This is a genomic window from Bradyrhizobium nanningense, from assembly GCF_004114535.1.
Classification (GTDB): domain Bacteria; phylum Pseudomonadota; class Alphaproteobacteria; order Rhizobiales; family Xanthobacteraceae; genus Bradyrhizobium; species Bradyrhizobium nanningense.
In genome coordinates this window covers 128,927-152,550 of sequence record NZ_LBJC01000019.1, presented here as the reverse complement: position 1 = coordinate 152,550, position 23,624 = coordinate 128,927, and the positions used below count along the sequence as shown (strand labels likewise).

The following is a 23,624-nucleotide window of genomic DNA, read 5'->3' as shown; positions in this document are numbered from 1 at the left end:
AGATGATTGAAGCCGCCCCAAACCCCGTCACCACCGTGATGCGCGCTCTGGCCGACCCGACGCGCCGGGCGGTGTTCGAGCGCGTGTTCGAGAGCAAGGAGATCAGCGTCGCCGAGCTGACGCGGGGCAGCGGCGTGACCCAGGGCGCGATCTCACAGCACCTGAAGTCCCTCAAGCAGGCCGGCCTTGTCGCCGAGCGCGCCGAGGGCCGCAACGTCTACTACCGCGCCGCGCCGCAAGGGCTCGAGCCCCTGGTCACCTGGATGGACCATTACGGCGTGTTCTGGCGCGAGCGTTTCCAGAACCTGCGTGACCTGTTGAAGGAGATCGATCCGTGAGTGCAGTTGCTTCCAAAGTCCAAACTCAAGACATCGTCATCGACGAGGTCTTCCCTCACGCCATCGCGACGATCTGGAAGGCGCTGACCAGCGCCCAATTGATTGCGCGCTGGCTGATGCCGCCGACCGGTTTCGAGGCCGTCGAGGGCAACACCTTCACGTTCAAGACCAATCCGGCCGGCGCCTGGGATGGCACGATCCATTGTCGCGTTCTGGAAGTCGTGCCGAACCAGCGTTTTGCTTATGCCTGGAAGGGCGGTGACGAGAGCAATACCGGTTACGGTTCAGCGCTTGATACGGTCGTCACCTGGTTCCTCACGCCGGTCGAGGCAGGCACGCGCGTGCGCGTGGTGCATTCGGGCTTCGTGACACCAAAGAACGATACTGCTTATCGCAACATGAGCGACGGCTGGGTCAAGGTGCTGCAGCGGCTCGATGCCATCTCGGGCGAAGAGAAGTAAGGACGCATCGCGATGGACAAGCCCCATACCGGCGGCTGCGCCTGCGGCGCGATCCGCTATTCGATTCTGGGTGAGCCGCTGTTCAGCAATCATTGTCAGTGCCGGGACTGTCAGCGGGAGAGCGGCAGCGGCCACGGCTCGTACGCGACGTTCGCGCGGGCCGGCGTTACGGTCACCGGCGAGGCGAAGCATTGGGACATGGTCGGTGACAGCGGCAACGTGAAGACGCGCGGATTCTGCACGCGATGCGGCGTGGCCGTGTATATGACCTTCGCGGCCATGCCCGACATCTTCACCATCCGCGCCGCAAGCCTCGACGAGCCCGCGCGCTACCAGCCGCAAGTTGTTACCTACGCCGCGCGCGGGCACGGCTGGGATCATCTCGATCCCAGCCTGCCAAAGTTCGCGGGCATGCCGCCTGGATGAGGCTTTAGCCGAAATCCAGCACCATGCGGCCGTCGATCTTGCCGGCCTTCATCCGGTCGAAGACGTCGTTGATCTGCGCAAGCGGCACCTTCGTCACTTCGGCCTTCACCTTGCCATCCGTGGCGAACGCGACGGCTTCGTCGAGGTCGCGCCGCGTGCCGACGATCGAGCCGCGCACCGTGATGCGCTTGAGGACGACGTCGAAGATCGGCGTCGGGAATTCACCCGGAGGCAGGCCGACGAGGCTGACGGTGCCCTTCCGGCGCACCATCTTCAGCGCCTGCGCAAAGGCGGCGGTCGAGACCGCCGTCACCAGCACGCCGTGAGCCCCGCCGCCGGTTGCCTTCAGCACCTTGTCCACCGCGCCATCCGCGAGCGCGTTGACCGCGAGATCCGCGCCCGTTTCACGCGCCAACGCGAGCTTGTCCTCGGCGATGTCGATGGCGGCGACCTTGAGTCCCATCGCCTTGGCGTACTGGATCGCGACATGACCAAGCCCGCCGACGCCTGAGATCACCACCCACTCGCCGGGCCTGGCTTCCGTCTCCTTCAATCCCTTGTAAGTGGTGACACCGGCGCACAGGATCGGCGCGATGGCGGCAAAATCGACCGTCGCCGGCAGCTTTGCGGCGAAGGCGGCCGAGGCGATGACATATTCGGCGAAGCCGCCGTTGACGCTGTAGCCGGTGTTGTGCTGGTGCTCGCACAGGGTCTCCCAGCCGGTCTCGCAATATTCGCAGGACATGCAGGCGTCATGCAGCCAGGCGACGCCGACGGCATCTCCGACTTTCAGATTTTTCACGCCGGACCCGAGCGCAGCAACAATGCCGGCAGCCTCGTGGCCGGGAATGAAGGGCGGCACCGGCTTCACCGGCCAGTCGCCGGACGCCGCATGCAGATCGGTGTGACAGACGCCGCAAGCCTTCACCTTGACCAGAACCTCGCCGGGACCGGGCTGCGGCACCGGCACGTCCTCGATCACCAGTGGCTTGCCGAATTGCTTGACGATTGCGGCTTTCATGGTCGGCATCTGTCTGCTCCTTTGCACTTTGTGAAGCAGAATAGCGGCGCCGCCCGGTGCACCTTTGACGGGGGTCAAACAGCACAAAGTTTGCGCAACACCAGCTCCATCATGACACCACGATGACGCCGCGTGGAATGTCGAGGTGTCAGCTATGGAACTTCAGGCCGTCGAGGATCTTGTCGATCACCTTGCGCTCGGCGCGCATGGCAATCCCGACGAGATTGAGATCCGCACGCGCCACTGCCCTCACCGCCTCGCGGTTGGCGGCATCGTGCGTGGTGCTGAACATGTCCTCGGTATAGACCGCCGGCTTGACGTTGCGCGCGAGCGCACGGTCCAGCGCGCGCGACAACGCCGGACCGTCGGCGCCATAGATCAGGATCGGCTGGCCGATCAGCGCATGATATTTCGTGCCTGAGGCGTCTTCATAGGCTTCGCCGATGCATTCGGGAAAGGCCGCGGCGATGCCGCTCGTGAGAAAGGACGCGACGTTGAGCTTCTGCCAGGCCTGAAGATCGGTGCGGATCACGACTGCGATCTTGGTATCGAACTGCATGCAATTCCTCGACTGTCATTCCTGGGCGCGCCACTTGGCGCGAGCTCTGATGCGCAATTGCGCATCGAGAATCCATACTCACGATGGTGGTTATGGATTCCGGGCTCGATGCTACGCATCGCCCCGGAATGACAGCAAGATAGATGGACGGAATCAACCCTTGGCGTCGCAGGCCCAGGCGCGGATCACGCATTCCTTGCCGCCGTATTTGTAGCATTCACGCGTGGCGGCGTTGAGCGAGGCGGAGATCTTCGGCTTGACGGCGTAGCCATAAGCACCGCAGGGGTTCGCCATATCGACCGACATTGCCGCGCAGGCGCGCTTCATCGTCACGGTCGTGCAATCGCCCTTGCACTGCTTCTGAGCCGCGGCGCGCGCCTCGTGCTCATGGCCATAATCATAGGCCTGGCCATACGCGCCGCATTTGCCGACCGCGAACGCGCCGGCGGCATGGGCTTCGGTGATGTAGCGGGCGCCGGTGACAGCAACTGACAAGACAAAGCAAAACATCGCGCAGCGGCGCGCGACGACGTTCGAAGCCATGGAAAAACCCCTCCCCCCAAGGCAGGTGGAGGAACTCTAAGCGGCGGTCGTTTCCACTTGGTGAACGGGTGGTTGAAAAGCCGTACGGGCGAAACGACCGTATACACCTTTTAGTTGTATTCTTTAATCGCTTTATTTAAAGTAGTTGAACTGTAGACTCCCGCAGAGGGCCGGAGGAAACGACCATGCGTCAAATCAACGGAATGCTCCTGGCAATGATTGCGTCGGCGTCCCTGATCGGACCCTTGCCGGCACATGCGCAATCGGTGAACTGGACCTGGACCAACCAGTACGGCTCGATCCTGGCCATCACCAGCTTCAACCAGAATACGGGCGCGATGACGGGGACCTACACCAACAACGCAGCAAACAGCTGCGATGAGGGCAAGCCGCTGCCTGTGACGGGCTGGCTGGCTTATGGCAACACGGGCACTGCGATCAGCTTCTCGGTGAATTTCCTCGGCTGTGGTTCGACCACGGTCTGGACCGGACAGCTCAACGCCTCAACCGGCTTTCAGGGACTGTGGTATCTATCCCTCGGCGAAGCCGTCGCATGGAACGGCATCAGTGCCGGCGCAGACACATTCACGTTCAGCAGCGGCGACAAGGCGCAGCTGACGAAGCAAGGCGTCGAGCTGAAAGCCGGCGGGGTCGAGAAGCTGTCGAATACCAAGAAGTAGGCGAGCGGCGGGGAGTAGCTTCGTGGAATGGGTTAGCCGAAGGCGTAACCCACCTCGCCCGCGGCATGGTGGGTTACGCCTTTCACTTGCGCTCGTTGCGCCACCTACGATGTGATCGGCTAACCCGCCCCACGGCACTACCCCCGCCGGGCCGCTTCAAGCGCCTGCGGCGTGTCGATGTCGAGGAAGGCGCTGTCGCCGTCGACGGGCACTTCGGCCACCGCCTCGGTGTGCTTGGCGATCAGGTGCCGCGCGCCGACGTCGCCGTCGAGCGTCATCAATTCCTTGAAGAATCGGCGCGACCACAGCACGGGATTGCCGCGTTGCCCCTCGCTGACGGGCACGACGATGAGATTGCCGCGGTCGGGCGCAAAACTGTCGATGAGACGGTCGATCAGGCCGGCATCGATCAGCGGCATGTCGCCGAGACACACCACGGCGCCATCACAGCTCTCCGGCACGGCCGCGATGCCTGATTTGACCGAGCTGGCGATGCCGCTTGCGAAGTCCGGATTGCGCACGAATTTCACCTTCAGGCCTTGCAGTGCCTGCTCGACCAGTTCGGCCTGATGCCCGGTGACGACGATCACCTCGGACGCCTTGGAGGCCAGCGCCTGCTCGGTCGCGAGGCGCACCAGCTTCTTGCCATCGAGTTCGGCGAGCAGCTTGTTCGGTCCGCCCATCCGGGTCGAACGGCCTGCCGCGAGCACGATGGCCGCGACCTGGCTGTTGCCCTCGGTCTCGGGTTTTGCGCGCGGCTGCGGGCGCGTGACGATCTCCATCAGGAGGCCGCCGACGCCCATGCCCATCAGCTCAGTGCGCGTCACCTTGATGCCGGCGAGAAGCCGCATCAAGACCCAGTCGAACCCGTTCTCGACCGGCGAGCGCGCGCAGCCCGGTGCGCCCAGCACCGGCACGCCGCTGGCGCGCGCGATCAGCAACAGATTGCCGGGATCGACCGGCATGCCGAAATGCTCGATCTCGCCGCCGATCCCGGTGACGGCCGCGGGGATCACGTCGCGGCGATCGGCGATCGCGGACGCCCCGAACACGATGACGAGTTCGGCCCCGAGCGCGAGCAATTCCTTGATCGCGGCCGACAGCTCGCGTTCATCGTGCTGGACACGCCGCTCGGCGATGATGCTGGCGCCCGCGGGCGCGAGCCGCTCGGCGGTGACGCGCAGGGTCTTGTCGATCACCTTGGAGGACAGCCCCGGCAGCAGGGTCGAGACCACGCCGACGCGCTGGATCACGTAAGGCGCGATCTTCAGCACGTCCTTGCCCGCCGCCTTCACGGCGGCATCGCGCAAGCTCCCTTCGATGCCGAACGGAATGATCTTGACGGTGCCGACCATCTCGCCCTCGACCACCGGCTTGTAGGCGGAGAGCGTCGCAAAGGTGATGGCCTCGTCGACATTGTTGATGCGGTCGACCGCGGCGCGGTCGATCACCAGCACGCCCGGACGCGCGGCGAACAGGTTGGCGCGGCCGGTGAAGGCGCGCTCGACATGGATGCCCTCGCCGCCGACGGCAAGCGCGATGCTCGCGGCCGCGACGTCCTCGGAGACGTCACCCGCCTCCATGCGCACCACGACGATGTCCTTGATGCCGGCGCGCGTCAGCTGCTCGACCTCGGCGGGGCCGATCGTCGTGCCTTTCTTCAGCACCAACGGTCCCTGCCGCAGGGTGTGGACGGTCACCCCGCCGATCGCATCCTTGGGGCTCGCCGGTCCGAATTTCATGCGGCTTCTTCTTTTTCTTTGGGAGGCAGGCGGAGCACCGCCGTGATCTCCGCCATGATCGCGACCGCGATCTCGGACGGAGAGACCGCGCCGATCGCGAGCCCGATCGGCGCGTGAATGCGCGCGATGTCGCTCTCCTTCGCACCCTGCGCCCGCAGCCGGTCGCCGCGCTTGGCGTGCGTTTTCCGTGAGCCGAGCGCGCCGATATAGAAGCAGCCGCGTTCGAAAGCGTGCAGCAGCGCGGGGTCGTCGATCTTGGGATCGTGCGTCACCGCGACGAACGCAGTGTAAGCATCGACATTGAGCGGCGGCAGCGCGGTATCAGGCCATTCGGCCACCAGCGGAATATCGGGGAAGCGCTCGGGGCTGGCAAACGCCGTGCGCGGATCGACCACGGTGACGTCGTAGCCGAGCGAGCGCGCCAGCGGCGCGAGGGCCTGGCTGATATGGACCGCGCCGACGATGACGAGCTTTGCGGTCGGGGCGTAGACGTTGAGGAACAGCTTCTTGCCGCCGGCTTCGACACTGGCGCTCTTGCCCATGCGAAGCTGTTTCTCCAGCTCCGCACGCAGCGGATCTCTGGCAAAATCCTTCGCCTTCACCAGGCGCTGCTCGCCGCTCTCGGTGTCCGTCACCAGGATCGCCGGCCGGCGGGCGGCCCGCTCGGCATTGAGTTCGTGCAGGATCTCGAGCTTCACGGCTAGCCGACCTTCTCGACGAAGACGCGGATGGTGCCGCCGCAGGACAGCCCGACATTCCAGGCGGCTTCGTCCGCGACGCCGAACTCCAGCATCCTGGGCTTGCCGCTCTGGATCACATCCATGGCCTCGGTGACCACGGCCCCCTCGACGCAGCCGCCGGAGACCGAGCCCAGGAAGGTGCCCTCGTCATTGATGACGAGGCTCGAGCCCGCCGGGCGCGGCGCCGAGCCCCAGGTCTCCACCACGGTAGCCAGCGCGACGCCATGGCCGGCCTTCTGCCAGTCCTCCGCCGCCTTCAGGATATCCTCGTCGCGATCGAGCATGGGTAGCCTCTCAAGCTGCGGAGCGGATCAGGCTGCGGTGATGCGGCGGCAGCGGCCGGGAGAGCGTCGTGATCAGCTCCTGGATCGAACTCAAATTATGCACGGGGCGGAATTCGTCAACGTGCGGGAGCATCATTTTGATGCCCTGCGCCTTGGCCTCGAAGCCGCCGAACCGCAAGAGCGGGTTGAGCCAGATCAGCCGGCGGCAGGAGCGGTGCAGCCGGTCCATCTCGAAGGCAAGCCTGGAATCGGCCTCCCGCTCCAGCCCGTCGGAGATCAAGAGCACGATGGCACCCTGGCTCAGAACGCGGCGCGCCCACAATTTGTTGAAGTTGTGCAGCGAGGCCGAGATCCGCGTACCGCCGGCCCAGTCCTCGACCGAGGCCGAGCAGCTCGCCAGCGCCTCGTCAGGATCGCGCTGGCGCAGCGCGCGGGTGACGTTGGTGAGACGGGTGCCGAACAGGAACACCGAGACGCGCTTGCGCGCATCTCCGATGGCATGGAGGAAATGCAGGAACAGGCGGGTGTACTCGCTCATCGAGCCCGAGATATCGAGCAGCGCCACGATCGGCGCCGGCTTCTCGATCCGCCCGAGGCGATGGATGTCGATGATGTCGCCCCCGGTGCGTAAGGATGCGCGCAGCGTGCGGCGCAGGTCGAGGCGAAGCCCGCGCGAATCGGGCAGGTAGCGGCGCGTCAAAAGCTCGGCCTGCGGCAACCTCATCCGCTCGACGGCACGCAGCGCCTCGGTGATCTCGGCTGCACTCATCTGCGCAAAATCCTTCTTCTGGAGGATTTCCCTGTCGGAAACCGACAGGCGCAGATCCTGCTCCTGGTGCTGCGGCGTCTCTGTCATGCGCGGCTGCGACATCGCCTCCTGGACGCGGCGGGAGCCTGCCTGCGGCTTCTTCTTGGCCTCGTCCGGCAGCGGTACCGAATCCAGCATGTGCTTCCACTCCTCGGAGGCGCGGAAGAACAAATTGAAGGCTTGCTTGAAAATCAGCGCATGCTCATGGCGCTTGACGAAGATCGCCTCCAGCGTGGTGAAGACGTCGGCGCGGTTGCCGATGTCGATCGCCTGGAGCGCGCTCATGGCATCGATGACCGCGCCCGGCCCGACCGGCATGCCCGCAGCGCGCAGCGCGCGGGCGAAGCCGACGATGTTGTCGGCGAACTGCTCGGTCTTGTCGGGCGCCAGGTGGTTGATGGCCATGGTGTGTGTCGCCCTGCCGTCATTCCGGGGCACGCGAAGCGTGAACTCGGAATCTCGAGGTTCCGGGTTCGATGCTGCGCATCGCCCCGGAACGACCCAACTAATTCTCGCTCGTCGCGTCCTTCAGCACCTTCTGCAAGGTGTCGCCCTGCATCCGGGTGATGTCGTCTTGATATTTGAGTAACGCGCCCAGCGTGTCGCCGACCACTTGCGGGGTCAGCGAGCGGGCATCGAGCTCGGACAAAGCGGTGGCCCAGTCGATGGTCTCGGCGACGCCTGGCGACTTGTAGAAGTCCTGGTCCCGTAGCGCCTGCACGAAGCGCACGACTTGCTGCGACAGCTTTGCGGAGATGCCGGGCACGCGCGACTTGACGATCGCAAGCTCGCGCTCGGCGGCGGGATAATCGACCCAGTGATAGAGGCAGCGCCGCTTCAGCGCGTCGTGAATCTCGCGGGTGCGGTTGGAGGTGATGATGACGATCGGCGGGTTTGGCGCCTTCACGGTGCCGAATTCGGGGATGGTCACCTGGAAGTCGCTGAGGATTTCGAGCAAGTACGCCTCGAATGCCTCGTCGGCCCGGTCGAGCTCGTCGATCAACAGCACCGGTGGCCCCGCGACGTCGGGCTCCAGTGCCTGGAGCAGCGGCCGCTTGATCATGTAGCGGTCGGCGAAGATGTCAGAGGAGAGCTGATCGCGATCGGTGTCGCCGGCGGCTTCCGCCATCCGGATCGCGATCATCTGCGCGGCGCTATTCCACTCGTAGACCGCCGAGGAGACGTCGAGGCCTTCGTAGCACTGCAGGCGGATCAGCTTCCGTCCCAGCGCCGCCGACAGCACCTTTGCGATCTCGGTCTTGCCGACGCCGGCTTCGCCTTCCAGGAACAGCGGCCGGCCCATCCGCAGCGACAGGTACGTCACCGTCGCCAGCGAGCGCTCGGCGAGATAGCCGCGCGAGGTCAAGAGTTCGAGCATCGCATCGACCGATGCCGGCATGGCACCGGAAGTATTGGCCACTGAAGTCATGAAAGGCCAGTCTCTGTTACGCCCTCACAGGGCAAGCATCGGGCCCGTCGGTGGCCCGCTCATTCCTTGGCGTTGGCCGCATCGACGGCGCGCCGTGTCAGCACGCCGATGAGATGCGCGCGGTATTCGGCACTGCCGTGGATGTCGCTGTTGAGGCCTTCCGCCGGCACGTTGATGCCATCAAGCGCCTTCGCCGAGAAGCGCTTCTTCAGCGCTTCCTCGAACGCGGTAACCCGGAACACGCCTTCGGAGCCGGCGCCGGTCACGGCCACCCGCACGTCCGACGGACGCCGCGCCACGAACACGCCGACCAGCGCATAACGGGAGGCCTGGTTGCGGAACTTGATGTAGGCCGCCTTCTTCGGCAGCGGGAACATCACCTTGGTGATGATCTCGTCGGCTTCGAGCGCCGTCGTGAACAGTCCCTGGAAATACTCTTCGGCCTTGAGGCGGCGCTTGTTGGTGACGATGGTCGCGCCCAGCGCCAGCACGGCAGCCGGATAGTCCGCGGTCGGATCGTTGTTGGCGAGCGAGCCGCCGATCGTACCCTTGTGACGCACGGCCGGATCGCCGATCTGGCTCGCGAGATTGGCCAACGCCGGGATCGCCTCGCCGACGATCGCAGAGCTGGCGACCTCGGCGTGCTTGGCGGTGGCGCCGATCACCAGCGAACGGCCCTTCATCTCGATCGTGTCGAGCCCCTCGATATGGGAGAGGTCGACCAGATGCGGGGGGCTCGCCAGACGCTGCTTCATGACGGGAATCAGCGTGTGGCCGCCGGCGATCACCTTGGCGTCTTCGTTCTTCACCAGGAGGTTGGCGGCCTGCCGAACGGTCCCGGGGCGATGATATTTGAATTCGTACATCTGAATGTCCTGATCGCGGGATGCGCGTTACGCGAGGTCGGATTTCGCCATCGCCTTGGCGCCGGCGGAGATCGAGGCGACGATGTTCTGGTAGCCGGTGCAGCGGCAGAGATTGCCTTCTAGTTCTTCCCGGATCGTATGGTCGTCGAGCTCGTGGCCCTTGCGGTGCACGATGTCGATCGCAGTCATGATCATGCCCGGCGTGCAGAAACCGCACTGCAGGCCATGGTGCTCGCGGAAGGCCTCCTGCATCGGATGCAGCGGCGCGCCGTCCGCGGCCAGTCCCTCGATCGTCTTCACTTCGTGGCCATCGGCCATCACCGCAAGCGTGGTGCAGGACTTCACGGCCTTGCCGTCGAGATGCACGACACAGGCGCCGCACTGCGAGGTATCACAGCCGACATGGGTGCCGGTCAGGCGCAGATTCTCGCGCAGGAACTGCACCAGCAGGGTGCGAGGATCGACGTTGGCCGTAACAGGATTGCCGTTCACGATGAGGGAGATTTTTGCCATAAGCACTCTCTATCAGCGCCCCGACGGGTCCCATCGAAGCGGTTCTTATAATTATTCCAACCCATCATATGGGCCATTATGCGCCGGGGCAACATCGCCTGGGACGCAAGGCGCCATGCCGAAGGCGATGACCTTCAGCTCTGTACAGCCTTGGCGAAGTTCGCGAAAAACTCGTCGGCGAGCTTCTTGGCGGCGCCATTGATGAGGCGCTGGCCGAGCTGCGCCAACTTGCCGCCGATCTGCGCCTCGACGTCGTAGGAGAGCAGCGTGCCGCCGTCCTTCTCCGCCAGCTTGACCGCCGCGCCGCCCTTGGCGAAGCCGGCGACCCCGCCCTCGCCCTCACCAGAAATCTTGTAGCCGTTCGGCGGATCGAGATCGCTGAGTGTGACCTTGCCCTTGAAGCGCGCCGACACCGGGCCGACCTTCATTTTCGCCGTTGCGCGAAAGCCGCCGTCGTCGGTCTTCTCCAGCTCTTCGCAGCCGGGAATGCAGGCCTTCAGCACCTCCGGATCGTTGAGCTTGGCCCACACGGCCTCACGCGGCGCCGCAAGCTGGACTTCGCCGTTCATTGTCATGGCCATGGGTGCCTCCCGGATCGCGTAACTATTGTGCTGATCAAGTAACGCAGGGACGCGGCAAAGGAAAGGCCGGAGCCCGGTCATGTGCAATGCATATTCGCAACTGCAAAAAGAAGTGTGCGGGCGGTTGGGGATTGGCACGGCCGGGCCATGATGATTAGGTCGCGCGCACAATGAGCACATCCCTCTCCCCCCTGCTCGCACCGATGCTGTCGAGCGCCGCCATGCGCGCGGTCTGCGACGACCGGTCGACCCTGCAGAACATGCTTGATTTCGAGGCAGCCCTGGCACGCGCCGAGGCCGCCGCGGATGTGATTCCGGCATCCGCCGTGGGCCCGATCGAGGCCGCGTGCAAGGCCGATTCCTTTGACATGGCCGCACTGGCGGAGGCCGCGACGCGATCGGGCAATCTCGCGATTCCCCTGGTCAAGACGCTGACCGCCGATGTCCGCAAGGCCGACAAGGAGGCCGCGCGCTACGTGCATTGGGGCGCCACCAGCCAGGATGTCATCGACACCGCAACCATGCTCACGCTTCGCGCCGGCATCGAAGCGCTGGACGCCGACCTCGGCCGCGCCATCAAGGGCTTTGCCGCACTGGCGCGCAGCCATCGCAATACTGCGATGGTGGCACGGACCTGGCTTCAGCACGCGCTGCCGATGCCCTTCGGCCTGAAGGCCGCCGAATATGCCTCGAGCCTTGCCCGCGCCCGCTGCCGGCTGCGGCGGCTCCGCCGCGAGGGCCTCGCGCTGCAATTCGGCGGCGCCGTCGGCACGCTCGCGGCCCTCGGCGACAAGGGGCTTGCCGTGGCGCAACGTCTCGCCCGGGAGCTCGATCTGCCGCTGCCCGAAGCGCCCTGGCACACCCATCGCGACCGGATCGCGGAGGCCGCTTCCTACCTCGCTATTCTCGCGGGAAGCTGCGGCAAGATCGCTCGCGACGTCTCGCTGTTGATGCAGACCGACGTCGCCGAAGCGTTCGAACCGGCCGGCGAAGGCCGCGGTGGCTCCTCGACCATGCCGCATAAGCGCAACCCGGTCGCTGCCGCAAGCGCGCTGGGCGCCGCCACCATGGCTCCGCAGCTTGCGGCGACGATCTTCGCGGCCCAGGTGCAGGACCACGAGCGCAGCGCCGGCCCGTGGCATGCCGAATGGCCGACGCTGCCGCAATTGATGCTGGTCACTTCGGGCACGCTCGCCGCCATCGTCGACATCGCGGAGGGCCTCGACGTCGACACCGCGCGCATGCGCAGCAATCTCGATGCGACGCACGGGCTGATCATGGCGGAGGCGGTCACCTTTGCGCTGGCCGAGACGATCGGCAAGAGCGATGCGCATCATCTCGTCGAGGCCGCCAGCAAGCGCGCGGTCGCCGAGAAGAAGCATCTGCGCGAGGTGCTGTCGGCCGATTCGCAGGTCATTGCGCAGCTTTCGCCGGAAAAAATTGCGGCATTGTTCGAGCCGATGGCCTATCAAGGGGCTTCCCAAGCCCTGATCGATCGGCTGCTCGACAGCCTCGACCGCGAATGAGAACCGCAAGATACGACGGAGACGCCGCATGCCCATGATCGATGCCGACGGTTGCCTGCTCAACGTCTCCGTCGAGGGCCGCGACGGCGGGCCGACCTTGATGCTGTCCAACTCGCTCGGCTGCACGCTGCAGATGTGGGAGCCGCAGATGAAGGCGCTGACGCAGGTATTCCGCGTCATCCGCTACGACCGCCGCGGCCACGGCAAGTCAACCGTAGCCCCCGGCCCCTACACGATGGAGCGGTTCGGCCGCGACGTGCTCGCGATCCTCGACGACCTCAACATCGAGAAGGTGCATTGGTGCGGCCTGTCGATGGGTGGCATGGTCGGGCAATGGCTGGGCGCCAACGCGCCGGAACGCTTCGGCAAGCTCATTCTCGCCAACACCTCCTGCTACTATGCCGAGCCGACCAAATGGCTGGAGCGCATCGACGCCGTGAAGAAGGGCGGCATCGCCGCGGTCGCCGACGCCGTGATCGCAGGCTGGCTGACGCAGGATTTTCGCGAGCGCGAGCCTGCGATCACCGCAAAGATGAAGTCGATGCTGCTCGCCTCGCCCGTCGAAGGTTATCTCGCCTGTTGCGAGGCGCTGTCGACGCTCGACCAGCGCGCGTTGCTGCCGAAGATCAAGAGCCCGACGCTGGTGATCGCCGGCCGCCACGACGTGGCGACGCCGATCTCGGCTGCCGAGCTGATCCGCTCCAACATTCCCGGCGCCAGCATGACCATCATCGACGCCGCGCACATTTCCAATGTCGAGCAGCCGCACGCGTTCACGGATGCCGTGGTGGGATTCTTGACGCAGCGCTAACAGCTATCGTCATTGCGAGCGCAGCGAAGCAATCCAGGAATCCCTCCGCGGAGAGACCCTGGATTGCTTCGTCGCTCGCTCCTCGCAATGACGAGAGGAGGAAAAAATGGACGACCAGAAGCGCCGCGATGCCGGCATGAACGTTCGCCGAAAGGTGCTGGGCAATGCGTGGGTCGACAAGTCGATCGCGAACCGCAACGCCTTCAACACCGACTTCCAGGACATGATCACGCGCTACGCCTGGGGCGAGATCTGGACGCGGCCGCATTTCGACGAGCGCACACGGCGGGTGCTGGTGATCGGCACCATGGTCGCGCTCGGGCAATGGGACGAATTCCGCCTGCACGTGCGTGCGGCGCTTGCCGAAGGCGGCTTCACGCCCGACGACATCAAGGAAATCCTGCTGCAGCAGGCGATCTATTGCGGCGTGCCGGCAGTGAACCACGCCGTCAAGGAAGCCTCAGCGATTGTGCAGGAGCTCGGCCTGCTCAAGCCCTAGGGGGGCTGCGATCTCGACGGTCTTCGGCGCGGCCTCGGGCCGTTCGATCACCACCACGATGGCGGCGCCGAGCAAGAGCAGCAGCTCGGTGGCGTGCAGCCGGAGCGCGGCCATCTCGCCGACCTTCGAAGCCATGACCATGCTGGCAAACGAGATCAGGCTGCCGATCGCCAGGGCAATGCCAAGCGCCTCGTCGCTGCCGCCATTCTTGCGGATGCGAGGAATGCAGAGCAGCACGAGATAGATCGCAAAGAACGCCACGACCGTCAGCCGGCCCAGCGCAAGCAGCCACGCGGCGCGCACCGTGTCCATGCCAGCCATCTGAAGATGGTCGCTCAGGTACAGGGCAACCGCAACGCTCGGCCGCTCGTAGAGGCCGTGCACCGGTGCGACAATGATATTGAAGGCGACAAGGGCCCAGGCCGGGATGAAATAAGCCGCGAGCAGCGCGCCGTTGACCGAACCGATCCGCCAATTCCTGAACATGCCGCTTCCCGCTTCGCCTGCCGTTCGCCCTCGATCGAAGGCTTTGCGGGGAGCTAACTCGCATCAGACCGGGCCGGCAATTTAAACCCTTTGTTTACCTTAACTGGCCCGCAAACGTCGTCATTCCGGGATGGTGCGCCAGCACCGGCCCGGAATGACTCCTCATTAAGAAAAAGGGCCCCGCCTTTCGGCGGGGCCCCTCACCCTCTTACTCCTCGGCTCCCAAACGCTCTATTCCTGGTCGCGCTGGCCGCCCTGCTGCTGGCCGGGGCGATCGCCCTGACGCATCGGGTCGTTCTGCTGCTGCTGTCCGGGTTTCTGACCACCGCCCTGCTGCTGCCCAGGGCGCTGCTGGCCGGGGTTCTGACTCTGCTGACCCGGAGTCTGGTTCTGCTGCTTCGTCATTCGGGGAACTCCCTTGTTGGACGTCAGAGACGAGACAACGGCCACCGCCCATTTTGGTTGCCGACGGAACCTGGTTCCTCGCAACTGCGGAACCCGAAAGCCAAATGACCTCTGTACAAGACCTCGTGCCGCCGCGTGAGCTGTTGCAGCCGTCAGTTCCCTCCTGTTACAAAACGGAAAGAACGCTTTGGCTGCCGGGGCCCAAGAAAACCACACTCCACCCCACTCTCCTAAGAGCTCCCTTGGAGCCCGCGTCAGGTTTGGTACGGCAGCCCATGGACTATTTCACCCAGCAGCTCATCAACGGTCTCGTCCTGGGCTCGATCTACGGCCTGATCGCGATCGGCTATACGATGGTCTACGGCATCGTCGGCATGATCAACTTCGCCCATGGCGACGTCTTCATGATCGGCGGCTTCATTGCCTTGATCACCTTCCTGATCCTGATCTCGCTCGGGCTGACCGCGATCCCGCTAATCCTGCTGGTGGTGCTGCTGGTCTCGATGGCGATCACCGCGCTCTATGGCTGGACCATCGAGCGCATCGCCTACCGGCCGCTGCGCCATTCCTTTCGCCTCGCGCCGATGCTGTCCGCGATCGGCATGTCCTTCGTGCTGACCAATTATTCGCAGGTTGCGCAAGGCGCGCGCGTCAAGCCGATCCCGCCCTTCATCACCGGTGGCTACACCCTGCATGAGAGCGCGGACGGCTTCGTGATTCAGCTCTCCAACATCCAGATCATGGTGGTCGTCACCACCATCGTGCTACTGGGCCTCTTCACCTGGCTGGTATCGCGCACCCGGCTCGGGCGCGACATGCGCGCCTGCGAGCAGGATCAGACCATGGCGGCGCTGCTCGGCGTCAACGTCGACCGCACCATCTCCATGACCTTCGTGATCGGTGCCGCGCTCGCCGCGGTCGCGGGCCTGATGTACCTGCTCTATTACGGCCTGGTCGATTTCTTCATGGGCTTCGTCGCCGGCATCAAGGCGTTCACAGCCGCCGTGCTCGGCGGCATCGGCTCGCTGCCCGGCGCCATGCTGGGGGGCCTTGCGATCGGCCTGATCGAGACGTTCTGGTCGGCCTATTTCTCGGTCGAATACAAGGACGTCGCGGCGTTCTCGATCCTGATCGTGGTGCTGATCTTCATGCCGACCGGCCTGCTCGGTCGTCCCGAAGTCGAAAAAGTCTGACGGTCGCGCGTGGCAGCTTCCTCACCTATGACCGCCAAACCTGCAATAGGCATCCCCGCCATCCTGAAGACGGCTTTCGTCAACGCGCTGGTCGCGCTGGTGCTGTTCTCGTTGATGGTCGGCATCCGCACCGAGGCGGGCGCCTCCGGCCAGCTCACCTATTGGACGCGCTTCGGCGACCTCGCTTCCCTCGTCGCTGCAGTGTTCGGCGGCTCGATCGTGATCGAGCTGCTGCGGCAATGGATCGGCCCGACCGGCGCCGAGAAACTGGTGCCGCCGGCGGTGCAGAGCGGCATATCGTTCATCGGCCGCTACCTCGCGCCGGCTCTGCTGATCTTCACGCTGCTGGTGCCGGTGATCTTCTATGACCAGCGCTACATCCTCGACCTTGCGATCCTCGTGCTCACCTACGTCATGCTGGGCTGGGGATTGAACGTCGTGGTCGGGCTCGCCGGCCTGCTCGATCTCGGCTACGTCGCCTTCTATGCGGTCGGCGCCTATTCCTACGGGCTGCTTGCGACCAATTTCGGCTGGTCGTTCTGGATCTGCCTGCCGCTCGCCGGCATCCTCGCGGCGTTCTGGGGCGTCCTGCTCGGCTTCCCCGTGCTACGCTTGCGCGGCGACTATCTCGCCATCGTGACGCTCGCCTTCGGCGAGATCATCCGCCTGGTCATCATCAACTGGCAGGATCTCACCGGCGGCCCCAACGGCGTCTCCGGCATTCCCCGCCCATCCTTCTTCGGCATCCCGCTCGACAACAGCGATGACGGCCTCGCCGCCAGGCTCGGCATCGAATATTCGCCGACGCACCGCATCGTCTTCCTGTTCTATCTGATCCTGGCGCTTGCGCTACTCACCAACTGGGCGACGATCCGCCTACGCCGCCTGCCGATCGGGCGGGCCTGGGAAGCCTTGCGCGAGGACGAGGTCGCCTGCCGCGCGCTCGGCATCAACACCACGACCACCAAGCTGACGGCGTTCGCGACGGGTGCAATGTTCGGCGGCTTCGCCGGCGCCTTCTTCGCCACCCGCCAGGGCTTCATCAGCCCGGAATCCTTCACCTTCCAGGAATCGGCGCTGGTGCTCGCCATCGTCGTCCTCGGCGGCATGGGCTCGCAGCTCGGCGTCGCGCTGTCGGCGCTCGCCATGATCGGCGGCTTCGAGCTGTTCCGGAGCCTCGAGACCTATCGCATGCTGGTGTTCGGCATGGCCATGGTGCTGATCATGATCTGGCGGCCGCGTGGCCTGATCGGCCATCGCGCCCCGACCGTCTATCTGACCAAGGCGCAGGCGATCTCCTCCGACCTCGTCAAGGAAGGGCATGGATGAGCGGCGACAAGATGAGCGAAAAGATTCTTGGCGTCGACCGGCTCACCATGCGCTTCGGCGGCATCGTCGCCGTGCAGGACCTGTCGTTCTCGGCGGCGCGGAAGAAGATCACCGCCCTGATCGGACCGAACGGCGCCGGCAAGACCACCGTGTTCAACTGCATCACCGGCTTCTACAAACCGAGCGGCGGCGCCATCCGCCTCACCCATGACGACGGCAGGACGGTCGCGCTCGAGCGACTGAACGATTTCCGCATTGCCAAGCAGGCCAAGGTCGCCCGCACCTTCCAGAACATAAGGCTGTTTCCCGGCATGACCGCGCTGGAAAACTTGATGGTGGCGCAGCACAACACACTGATGCGCGCCTCCGGATTCACTCTCCTCGGTCTGCTCGGCGTTCCTACCTACCGTGACGCCGAAAAACGCGCCATCGACCTCGCCACCGACTGGCTCAAGCGCGTCAACCTGCTCGACCGCGCCGACGATGCCGCCGGCAATTTCGCCTATGGCGATCAGCGCCGGCTCGAGATCGCGCGCGCAATGTGCACCGAGCCCGCGCTGTTGTGCCTGGACGAGCCCGCCGCCGGCCTCAACGCGAGAGAGAGCGCGGCCTTGAGCGAGCTCCTGCTCTCGATCCGCGACGAACTCGGCACCTCGATCCTCCTGATCGAGCACGATATGTCGGTGGTGATGGAGATCTCCGACCAGATCGTGGTGATGGACCATGGCGTCAAGATCGCGGAAGGCACGCCGCGCGAGATCCGCGACGATCCCAAGGTGATCGCCGCCTATCTCGGCGCCGACGAGGAAGAGGCGGCTGCCGTGATGGAGGGCGGCTCGTGACCCCGGCACCCTCTCCTCTGCTCGCGATCCGGGGCTTGCGCGCCGCCTACGGCAAGATCGAGGCGCTGAAGGGCGTCGACGTCGAGATCAATGCCGGCGAGATCGTAGCACTGATCGGGGCCAACGGCGCCGGCAAGTCGACGCTGATGATGACGATCTTCGGCAAGCCGCGCGCCCGGGCCGGCCAGATTCTGTATGAAGGCCGCGACATCACCGAAGTCCCCACCCACGAGATCGCCCATTTGCGCATCGCGCAATCGCCGGAGGGTCGTCGCGTCTTCCCGCGCATGAGCGTGGCGGAAAACCTCCAGATGGGGGCGGACGCCACCGGATGCACCGAGGCCGAACGCGAAGCGACGCTCCAGCGCGTCTTCACGCTGTTTCCGCGGCTGAAGGAACGCTATGCCCAGCGCGGCGGAACCCTGTCCGGCGGCGAGCAGCAGATGCTGGCGATCGGCCGTGCCTTGATGAGCCGTCCCCGCCTGCTCCTGCTCGACGAGCCTTCGCTGGGCTTGGCGCCGCTGATCGCGCGCCAGATCTTCGATGCGATCCGCACCCTGAACCGGCAGGACGGCCTGACCGTCCTGATCGTCGAGCAGAACGCCAACCATGCCCTCAAGCTCGCCCATCGCGGCTATGTCATGGTCAATGGCCTGATCACGCTGGCCGGCACCGGCGCCGAATTGCTGCAGCGCCCCGAGATTCGCGCCGCCTATCTGGAAGGCGGCCGGCACGGCTGACCGAGCCACAAGCCATCCCTGCGTGCGGTCGAATGTGGCGAGATATCTGCACCCATGCCCGTATTTTGCCGGTGACTTCTCGGCAATTTCATTCGAGAATGGCGCCGGTTTGGACCGGGCATGCCCGGCAACTTCCACAGGCGACCACCCGCGAGGTATCTCATGAAATCACTGAAGCTCATCGGTCTGGCATTCGGCGTATCGATCGCGCTGTCGAGCGCGGCGTTCGCGCAGGATGTCACCGTCGCAGTCGCAGGCCCGATGACCGGCGGCGAGTCCGCCTTCGGCCGCCAGATGAAGAACGGCGCCGACATGGCCGTGGCCGATATCAATGCCGCAGGCGGCGTCAACGGCAAGAAGCTCGCGCTTTCCGTCGAGGACGACGCTTGCGATCCGAAGCAGGCGCGCTCGATCGCCGAAAAGATCGCCGGCGCGAAGATCCCGTTCGTGGCTGGGCACTATTGCTCATCGTCGTCGATCCCGGCTTCGGAAGCCTATGCCGACGGCAACGTGCTCCAGATCACGCCGGCCTCGACCAACCCGCTGTTCACCGAGCGCAAGCTCTGGAACGTGGCGCGCGTCTGCGGCCGTGACGATCAGCAGGGCCTGATCGCGGCGCAGTACATCGCCAAGAACTTCAAGGGCAAGAACATCGCGATCCTCAACGACAAGACCACCTACGGCAAGGGTCTCGCCGACGAGACCAAGAAGGCGCTCAACAAGGCCGGCGTCACCGAGAAGATGTACGAGTCCTACAACAAAGGCGACAAGGACTTCAACGCGATCGTCTCGCGCTTGAAGCGCGACAACATCGACCTCGTCTATGTCGGCGGCTACCATCAGGAGAGCGGCCTGATCCTGCGTCAGATGCGCGACCAGGGCCTCAAGACCGTGCTGATGGCCGGCGACGCACTCGCCGACAAGGAGTACGCCTCGATCACCGGCCCCGCCGGCGAAGGCACGCTGTTCACCTTCGGTCCCGATCCGCGCAACAAGCCGACCGCGAAGAAGATCGTCGAGGCCTTCAAGGCCAAGAACATCGATCCGGAGGGCTACACCCTCTACACCTATGCGGCGATGCAGGTGTGGTCGCAGGCGGCCAAGAAGGCCGGCACCACCGACGCCAAGAAGGTCATGGCAGCGATGAAGGCCGGCAAGTGGGACACCGTGATCGGCCCGATCGAGTATGACGCCAAGGGCGACATCAAGCAGATCGACTACGTCGTCTACAAATGGGACGCCAAGGGCGGTTACGCCGAGATCAAGGGCAACGGCACCTGAGCGCGGCTTCGGGCCTCGTCCCCCGCCATGCGATCCTCACCAACGCCCCGGCTTACCCGGGGCGTTTTCTTTTGCGGCAGGATCAGACCGCTGCGGGCAACTCGCCAGCGATCGCGGCCTGGGCCTTGCGAAGCGCCTGCAGGAGATCGTTCGGCCGAAACGGCTTTTGCAGGCAAATCACGTTGGCGAGGTGGGGCGACTGCTCCATGAAATCCAGGGCCGTCATTCCGGATACCGCAACGATGGGAAGCCCCGGCGCACGCTCCCGCAGGGCCGCGATGACGTCGACACCGCTGACGTCGCCAAGAAAGATGTCGACGATCGCCGCGTCAAACGGGCTTTCCGCGAAGATTTTGAGCCCGACCGCGCCATTGTCGGCCTCGGCAACCTCGTAATGGTTGACCCGGAGCACGATCGCGACCATCGCGCGCACGTTCTTCTGGTCGTCGATGATGAGAACGCGACGCATGGGAACAACTCCCGCAGATCGATCAAATGATATGATTCGGACCTGGAACTCGGCACCGTGGCAGGGCATTATGACACCGCCTAGTAAAGCGCATCTTACCTGAACCCTATTCCGCGTTCCCACCCAAATTAAGTAAGTTGTAACCTTCGGTTGAGTCGTCGCGCAACAATTCACGACATGCGCCCCGAACGGGCTACCGTGGAGGTCAAGACTGCCAGATCTTGGAACTGCGGAGATGCTTAAGACGGGTCTGCACGAGATGAACGCGCCTGCGATCGACCGAAGCACATTTCTTTCTACTCTGCCGGCCACCTCGACCGACCGGACCGCGGCTTTGTGGATCATCGGGGTCTCCTCGATCCTGTTCGCATTGGCTGTTCCGTTCGCAGGTATCGCGCTGCCGCCGGTCCCGGCCTTCGTCGCGAGCTATCAATCAGCCCTGGCCGTGAGCGACATCATCACGGCAGTGCTGCTGCTGTCGCAGTTTTCGGTGCTGCGAACCCGCGCGCTGCTGTGGCTGTCGACCGGCTATCTCTTCACAGCCGCGGCGGCGCTGGTCCATGCCCTCACCTTCCCCGGCCTGTTCACCCCGACCGGGCTGTTTGGCGCGGGCAGCCAGACCACCGTCTGGCTCTATATGATCTGGCACGGCGTCTTCCCGCTGTTCGTGCTGGGCTATGCCTGGCTGAAGGAAAAGGACGGCGGCCCCCGGATCCGGGGCGCGACCAGCAAGGCGATCTACGCGATCGTGCTCGGCGTCGTCGCGGCCATGGCCGCCTTCACCTGGATCGTCACAGCCCAGCACGATCTGTTGCCGGTTCTGCTCCGCGACGGCCGTTACACACCGACCATGATCGGGGTCGTGTCCTTCGTGTGGTCGCTGAGCTTCGCCGCGCTCGTTTCGCTGTGGTTTCGCCGCCCGCATTCGGTGATCGACATCTGGCTCATGGTCGTGATGTGCGCATGGCTGTTCGACATCGCTCTTTCTGCGATCGTCAACGTCGCGCGCTTCGATCTCGGTTTCTACGCCGGCCGTCTCTACGGCCTCTGCGCGTCGAGCTTCGTGCTTGCGGTACTGCTGATCGAGAACGTGCGCCTTCAGGTGCACACCGTTGGCCTCGTCGGCAGGCTGCGCCAGCAATCGGCCTCGGAACGCGATTATTACGGCAAGCGCCTCGCCCTGTACGGCGCCGTCGTCGAATCCTCCAACGACGCCATCATCACGAAGACGCTCGACGGTATCATCACCAGCTGGAACAAGGCCGCCGAGCATCTGTTCGGCTATTCCGCCGCGGAGGCCGTCGGCAGATCGATCGACATCATCGTGCCGCCGGACCGAAAGCACGAAGTCAGGAGCATCCTCAACCGCGTTGCCAGCAACGAGACGATCGCCCAGCACGAGACGGTGCGGATTCGAAAGGACGGCCGCGCGCTCGACGTCGTCCTGAACGTTTCTCCGTTAAGATCGGACAACGGAGAGATCATCGGGGCCTCCAAGATCGCCCATGACATCACGGAGGAGAAACAGGCGCGCGAGAAGCTGCACCGCGAGACCGAGGAGCGCCGGCGCATCTTCGAGACCTCGCAGGACCTGATCCTGGTCACCGACGGTTTCGGCAATTTCGTCCAGGTCAGCCCGAGCGTGAAGGACATCCTCGGCTTCAGCCCGGACGACATGATCGGGCACAGCGCGACCGAGTTCATCCACCCTGACGACCTCGAGAAGACGCGGGACGAAATGCGGGCGGCGCGGCGCGGCGCGGTCAAGCGCAGCTTCGAGGCGCGCTATTATCACTACGACGGTCACGAGGTCACGCTGAACTGGATGGGCACCTGGTCCGAGCCCGTGAAGCGCCATTTCTTCATCGGCCGGGATCTCACGGAGAAGCAGGCCGCCGAAGCCCAGTTCCGGCATGTCCAGAAGATGGACTCCATCGGCCAGTTGACCGGCGGCGTCGCCCACGATTTCAACAACGTGCTGACCGTCATCACCGGCACGATCGGCATCTTGGCCGACGCGGTTGCCGACCGCCCTGAGCTGGCGGCCATCACCAAGCTGATCGACGATGCCGCCGAGCGCGGCGCGCAGCTGACCAAGCATCTGCTGGCCTTCGCCCGCAAGCAGCCGCTCCAGCCGCGCGAGATCGACGTCAACGCGCTGGCGCTCGAAGCCGCCAAGCTGTTGCACCCGACCTTGGGCGAGCAGATCACCATCGTGCCACAGCTCACCGAGGATGCCTGGCCGACGCTGGTCGACCCCGGCCAGCTGTCCACCGCGATCCTCAATCTGGCGCTGAACGCACGTGACGCCATGCCCGACGGCGGCACGCTGGTGTTGGAGACCCGCAACATATTCCTCGACGACGGCTATGCCAGCATGAATCCCGACGTCGTCGCCGGCAATTACGTGATGATCGCCGTCAGCGACACCGGCTCCGGAATCCCGCCGGAGCTGATGGACCGCGTGTTCGATCCCTTCTTCACCACCAAGGAGGTCGGCAAGGGCACCGGGCTGGGCTTGAGCATGGTCTTCGGCTTCGTCAAGCAATCCGGCGGTCACATCAAGATCTACAGCGAGCAAGGCCACGGCACGAGCGTGAAGATCTACCTGCCGCGCTCGAGCGGCGTGCAGGAGACCGAGTTCGAGGCGCTGCAGAATGCGCCCATCACCGGCGGCAACGAGAAGATCCTGATCGTCGAGGACGACGCGTTGGTGCGGCAATATGTGGTGACCCAGGTCAAGAGCCTCGGCTATACCGCGCTTGAGGCCGCCAACGGTGCGGAGGCCCTGACCATCATCGACAGCGACAAGACCATCGACCTGCTCTTCACCGACATCATCATGCCGGGCAACATGAACGGCCGCCAGCTTGCCGACGAGGCCGCTCGCCGCCGTCCCGACCTGAAGACATTGTTCACCTCGGGCTACACCGAGAATGCCATCGTCCATCACGGCCGACTCGATTCCGGCGTGCTGCTGCTGGCAAAGCCCTACCGCAAGTCCGAACTCGCCAAGATGCTCAGGACGGCACTGGCGAGTTGAGCCTGCGGC

At 64.6% G+C, this 23,624-nt stretch carries 27 protein-coding genes; 13 read left to right on the top strand and 14 right to left on the bottom strand.

All coding sequences use genetic code 11. From position 1 onward, the window contains the following. Window positions 1–2: 2 nt before the first annotated feature. Genes XH84_RS12365 through XH84_RS12355 form a run of 3 tightly spaced genes read left to right on the top strand, consistent with a single transcriptional unit; the run spans window position 3 to window position 1,225 of the window. Window positions 3–338, top strand: a complete 336-nt coding sequence (locus XH84_RS12365; protein ID WP_011088398.1) for an ArsR/SmtB family transcription factor — start codon at window positions 3–5, stop codon at window positions 336–338. Next, entirely contained in the window at window positions 335–799 is a 465-nt protein-coding gene (locus XH84_RS12360) for an SRPBCC family protein (RefSeq protein ID WP_128920882.1), read from the top strand. Before XH84_RS12365 ends, XH84_RS12360 begins: the two co-directional genes overlap by 4 nt. A 12-nt stretch (window positions 800–811) precedes the next feature. After that, on the top strand, window positions 812–1,225 hold the full coding sequence (locus tag XH84_RS12355; RefSeq protein WP_128920881.1) for a GFA family protein: 414 nt from the start codon (window positions 812–814) through the stop codon (window positions 1,223–1,225). A 4-nt stretch (window positions 1,226–1,229) separates the two neighbouring features. On the opposite strand, the gene adhP is transcribed toward XH84_RS12355, so the two are convergent. The 3 genes from adhP to XH84_RS12340 form a co-directional block, all read right to left on the bottom strand. Next, window positions 1,230–2,255, bottom strand: coding sequence for an alcohol dehydrogenase AdhP (gene adhP / locus XH84_RS12350; RefSeq protein ID WP_128920880.1), 1,026 nt, complete (start codon window positions 2,253–2,255; stop codon window positions 1,230–1,232). A 139-nt stretch (window positions 2,256–2,394) separates the two neighbouring features. Further along, on the bottom strand, window positions 2,395–2,805 hold the full coding sequence (locus tag XH84_RS12345) for a DUF2000 family protein (RefSeq protein ID WP_128920879.1): 411 nt from the start codon (window positions 2,803–2,805) through the stop codon (window positions 2,395–2,397). Between the two features lie 153 nt (window positions 2,806–2,958). Next, a complete protein-coding gene (locus XH84_RS12340) occupies window positions 2,959–3,348 on the bottom strand; it encodes a DUF4189 domain-containing protein (protein WP_128920878.1) in 390 nt (129 codons plus the stop codon). Window positions 3,349–3,533: 185 nt separating this feature from the next. On the opposite strand from XH84_RS12340, the gene XH84_RS12335 reads away from it, so the two are divergent. Beyond that, the gene (locus XH84_RS12335; protein WP_128920877.1) at window positions 3,534–4,028 is read left to right on the top strand and encodes an avidin/streptavidin family protein; all 495 of its coding nucleotides are present in this window, start codon (window positions 3,534–3,536) and stop codon (window positions 4,026–4,028) included. Between the two features lie 137 nt (window positions 4,029–4,165). On the opposite strand, the gene XH84_RS12330 is transcribed toward XH84_RS12335, so the two are convergent. From XH84_RS12330 to XH84_RS12295, 8 genes are all read right to left on the bottom strand, one after another. Then, window positions 4,166–5,770, bottom strand: coding sequence for an NTP transferase domain-containing protein (locus XH84_RS12330; protein ID WP_128920876.1), 1,605 nt, complete (start codon window positions 5,768–5,770; stop codon window positions 4,166–4,168). Next, window positions 5,767–6,468: an XdhC family protein gene (locus XH84_RS12325; RefSeq protein WP_128920875.1), complete on the bottom strand. Its 702-nt coding sequence runs from the start codon at window positions 6,466–6,468 to the stop codon at window positions 5,767–5,769. The genes XH84_RS12330 and XH84_RS12325 overlap by 4 nt, the downstream gene beginning before the upstream one ends. A gap of 2 nt (window positions 6,469–6,470) precedes the next feature. Beyond that, window positions 6,471–6,794: an XdhC family protein gene (locus XH84_RS12320; protein ID WP_128920874.1), complete on the bottom strand. Its 324-nt coding sequence runs from the start codon at window positions 6,792–6,794 to the stop codon at window positions 6,471–6,473. A 10-nt stretch (window positions 6,795–6,804) separates the two neighbouring features. Continuing rightward, window positions 6,805–8,007: a vWA domain-containing protein gene (locus XH84_RS12315; protein ID WP_128920873.1), complete on the bottom strand. Its 1,203-nt coding sequence runs from the start codon at window positions 8,005–8,007 to the stop codon at window positions 6,805–6,807. A gap of 100 nt (window positions 8,008–8,107) precedes the next feature. Further along, entirely contained in the window at window positions 8,108–9,031 is a 924-nt protein-coding gene (locus XH84_RS12310) for an AAA family ATPase (protein WP_128920872.1), read from the bottom strand. 59 nt (window positions 9,032–9,090) lie between these two features. Then, the gene (locus tag XH84_RS12305) at window positions 9,091–9,897 is read right to left on the bottom strand and encodes an FAD binding domain-containing protein (protein WP_128920871.1); all 807 of its coding nucleotides are present in this window, start codon (window positions 9,895–9,897) and stop codon (window positions 9,091–9,093) included. A 27-nt stretch (window positions 9,898–9,924) separates the two neighbouring features. Next, window positions 9,925–10,410, bottom strand: a complete 486-nt coding sequence (locus tag XH84_RS12300) for a (2Fe-2S)-binding protein (RefSeq protein ID WP_014494194.1) — start codon at window positions 10,408–10,410, stop codon at window positions 9,925–9,927. A gap of 134 nt (window positions 10,411–10,544) precedes the next feature. Next, the gene (locus XH84_RS12295; protein ID WP_126260910.1) at window positions 10,545–10,991 is read right to left on the bottom strand and encodes an SRPBCC family protein; all 447 of its coding nucleotides are present in this window, start codon (window positions 10,989–10,991) and stop codon (window positions 10,545–10,547) included. A gap of 170 nt (window positions 10,992–11,161) precedes the next feature. On the opposite strand from XH84_RS12295, the gene XH84_RS12290 reads away from it, so the two are divergent. The 3 genes from XH84_RS12290 (at window position 11,162) to XH84_RS12280 (ending at window position 13,827) form a co-directional block, all read left to right on the top strand. Then, complete coding sequence (locus XH84_RS12290) at window positions 11,162–12,517, top strand: 3-carboxy-cis,cis-muconate cycloisomerase (RefSeq protein WP_128920870.1); 1,356 nt, start codon at window positions 11,162–11,164, stop codon at window positions 12,515–12,517. Between the two features lie 28 nt (window positions 12,518–12,545). After that, a complete protein-coding gene (gene pcaD, locus XH84_RS12285; protein ID WP_128920869.1) occupies window positions 12,546–13,328 on the top strand; it encodes a 3-oxoadipate enol-lactonase in 783 nt (260 codons plus the stop codon). 106 nt (window positions 13,329–13,434) lie between these two features. Beyond that, window positions 13,435–13,827: a carboxymuconolactone decarboxylase family protein gene (locus XH84_RS12280; protein WP_128920868.1), complete on the top strand. Its 393-nt coding sequence runs from the start codon at window positions 13,435–13,437 to the stop codon at window positions 13,825–13,827. On the opposite strand, the gene XH84_RS12275 is transcribed toward XH84_RS12280, so the two are convergent. Next, window positions 13,789–14,313, bottom strand: coding sequence for a hypothetical protein (locus XH84_RS12275; protein WP_128920867.1), 525 nt, complete (start codon window positions 14,311–14,313; stop codon window positions 13,789–13,791). The two genes, XH84_RS12280 and XH84_RS12275, sit on opposite strands and share 39 nt — an antisense overlap. Window positions 14,314–14,544: 231 nt before the next feature. Then, window positions 14,545–14,718: a hypothetical protein gene (locus XH84_RS39690; protein ID WP_164936440.1), complete on the bottom strand. Its 174-nt coding sequence runs from the start codon at window positions 14,716–14,718 to the stop codon at window positions 14,545–14,547. Window positions 14,719–14,993: 275 nt separating this feature from the next. Between XH84_RS39690 and XH84_RS12265 the strand changes: the two genes are divergently transcribed. The 5 genes from XH84_RS12265 to XH84_RS12245 all read left to right on the top strand — a co-directional run bounded on the left by XH84_RS12265 (window position 14,994) and on the right by XH84_RS12245 (window position 20,103). Continuing rightward, on the top strand, window positions 14,994–15,911 hold the full coding sequence (locus tag XH84_RS12265) for an ABC transporter permease subunit (RefSeq protein WP_128920977.1): 918 nt from the start codon (window positions 14,994–14,996) through the stop codon (window positions 15,909–15,911). Window positions 15,912–15,938: 27 nt separating this feature from the next. Beyond that, window positions 15,939–17,240 carry a high-affinity branched-chain amino acid ABC transporter permease LivM gene (livM, locus tag XH84_RS12260; RefSeq protein WP_128920866.1) on the top strand — a complete coding sequence of 434 codons (1,302 nt, stop codon included), beginning with the start codon at window positions 15,939–15,941 and terminating at the stop codon, window positions 17,238–17,240. Further along, window positions 17,237–18,082: an ABC transporter ATP-binding protein gene (locus tag XH84_RS12255; protein WP_128920865.1), complete on the top strand. Its 846-nt coding sequence runs from the start codon at window positions 17,237–17,239 to the stop codon at window positions 18,080–18,082. The genes livM and XH84_RS12255 overlap by 4 nt, the downstream gene beginning before the upstream one ends. Further along, complete coding sequence (locus XH84_RS12250) at window positions 18,079–18,822, top strand: ABC transporter ATP-binding protein (protein ID WP_128920864.1); 744 nt, start codon at window positions 18,079–18,081, stop codon at window positions 18,820–18,822. Before XH84_RS12255 ends, XH84_RS12250 begins: the two co-directional genes overlap by 4 nt. Before the next feature lie 162 nt (window positions 18,823–18,984). Then, on the top strand, window positions 18,985–20,103 hold the full coding sequence (locus tag XH84_RS12245) for a branched-chain amino acid ABC transporter substrate-binding protein (protein ID WP_128920863.1): 1,119 nt from the start codon (window positions 18,985–18,987) through the stop codon (window positions 20,101–20,103). An 82-nt stretch (window positions 20,104–20,185) separates the two neighbouring features. Here the strand turns inward: XH84_RS12245 and XH84_RS12240 are convergent, their stop codons facing one another. After that, window positions 20,186–20,572 carry a response regulator gene (locus XH84_RS12240; RefSeq protein ID WP_164936439.1) on the bottom strand — a complete coding sequence of 129 codons (387 nt, stop codon included), beginning with the start codon at window positions 20,570–20,572 and terminating at the stop codon, window positions 20,186–20,188. 235 nt (window positions 20,573–20,807) lie between these two features. On the opposite strand from XH84_RS12240, the gene XH84_RS12235 reads away from it, so the two are divergent. After that, window positions 20,808–23,615, top strand: a complete 2,808-nt coding sequence (locus tag XH84_RS12235; RefSeq protein ID WP_128920862.1) for a PAS domain S-box protein — start codon at window positions 20,808–20,810, stop codon at window positions 23,613–23,615. The last annotated feature ends 9 nt before the right edge of the window (window positions 23,616–23,624 follow it).

What these genes read in the sequence shown, in the direction of transcription:
- XH84_RS12365 (WP_011088398.1), top strand. Translation starts at nt 3, where the DNA reads ATGATTGAAGCCGCCCCAAACCCCGTCACCACCGTGATGCGCGCTCTG.
- XH84_RS12355 (WP_128920881.1), top strand. Translation starts at nt 812, where the DNA reads ATGGACAAGCCCCATACCGGCGGCTGCGCCTGCGGCGCGATCCGCTAT.
- adhP (WP_128920880.1), bottom strand. Translation starts at nt 2,255, where the DNA reads ATGCCGACCATGAAAGCCGCAATCGTCAAGCAATTCGGCAAGCCACTG.
- XH84_RS12345 (WP_128920879.1), bottom strand. Translation starts at nt 2,805, where the DNA reads ATGCAGTTCGATACCAAGATCGCAGTCGTGATCCGCACCGATCTTCAG.
- XH84_RS12340 (WP_128920878.1), bottom strand. Translation starts at nt 3,348, where the DNA reads ATGGCTTCGAACGTCGTCGCGCGCCGCTGCGCGATGTTTTGCTTTGTC.
- XH84_RS12335 (WP_128920877.1), top strand. Translation starts at nt 3,534, where the DNA reads ATGCGTCAAATCAACGGAATGCTCCTGGCAATGATTGCGTCGGCGTCC.
- XH84_RS12330 (WP_128920876.1), bottom strand. Translation starts at nt 5,770, where the DNA reads ATGAAATTCGGACCGGCGAGCCCCAAGGATGCGATCGGCGGGGTGACC.
- XH84_RS12320 (WP_128920874.1), bottom strand. Translation starts at nt 6,794, where the DNA reads ATGCTCGATCGCGACGAGGATATCCTGAAGGCGGCGGAGGACTGGCAG.
- XH84_RS12315 (WP_128920873.1), bottom strand. Translation starts at nt 8,007, where the DNA reads ATGGCCATCAACCACCTGGCGCCCGACAAGACCGAGCAGTTCGCCGAC.
- XH84_RS12310 (WP_128920872.1), bottom strand. Translation starts at nt 9,031, where the DNA reads ATGACTTCAGTGGCCAATACTTCCGGTGCCATGCCGGCATCGGTCGAT.
- XH84_RS12305 (WP_128920871.1), bottom strand. Translation starts at nt 9,897, where the DNA reads ATGTACGAATTCAAATATCATCGCCCCGGGACCGTTCGGCAGGCCGCC.
- XH84_RS12300 (WP_014494194.1), bottom strand. Translation starts at nt 10,410, where the DNA reads ATGGCAAAAATCTCCCTCATCGTGAACGGCAATCCTGTTACGGCCAAC.
- XH84_RS12295 (WP_126260910.1), bottom strand. Translation starts at nt 10,991, where the DNA reads ATGGCCATGACAATGAACGGCGAAGTCCAGCTTGCGGCGCCGCGTGAG.
- XH84_RS12290 (WP_128920870.1), top strand. Translation starts at nt 11,162, where the DNA reads ATGAGCACATCCCTCTCCCCCCTGCTCGCACCGATGCTGTCGAGCGCC.
- pcaD (WP_128920869.1), top strand. Translation starts at nt 12,546, where the DNA reads ATGCCCATGATCGATGCCGACGGTTGCCTGCTCAACGTCTCCGTCGAG.
- XH84_RS12280 (WP_128920868.1), top strand. Translation starts at nt 13,435, where the DNA reads ATGGACGACCAGAAGCGCCGCGATGCCGGCATGAACGTTCGCCGAAAG.
- XH84_RS12275 (WP_128920867.1), bottom strand. Translation starts at nt 14,313, where the DNA reads ATGTTCAGGAATTGGCGGATCGGTTCGGTCAACGGCGCGCTGCTCGCG.
- XH84_RS39690 (WP_164936440.1), bottom strand. Translation starts at nt 14,718, where the DNA reads ATGACGAAGCAGCAGAACCAGACTCCGGGTCAGCAGAGTCAGAACCCC.
- XH84_RS12265 (WP_128920977.1), top strand. Translation starts at nt 14,994, where the DNA reads ATGGACTATTTCACCCAGCAGCTCATCAACGGTCTCGTCCTGGGCTCG.
- livM (WP_128920866.1), top strand. Translation starts at nt 15,939, where the DNA reads ATGACCGCCAAACCTGCAATAGGCATCCCCGCCATCCTGAAGACGGCT.
- XH84_RS12255 (WP_128920865.1), top strand. Translation starts at nt 17,237, where the DNA reads ATGAGCGGCGACAAGATGAGCGAAAAGATTCTTGGCGTCGACCGGCTC.
- XH84_RS12245 (WP_128920863.1), top strand. Translation starts at nt 18,985, where the DNA reads ATGAAATCACTGAAGCTCATCGGTCTGGCATTCGGCGTATCGATCGCG.
- XH84_RS12240 (WP_164936439.1), bottom strand. Translation starts at nt 20,572, where the DNA reads ATGCGTCGCGTTCTCATCATCGACGACCAGAAGAACGTGCGCGCGATG.
- XH84_RS12235 (WP_128920862.1), top strand. Translation starts at nt 20,808, where the DNA reads ATGCTTAAGACGGGTCTGCACGAGATGAACGCGCCTGCGATCGACCGA.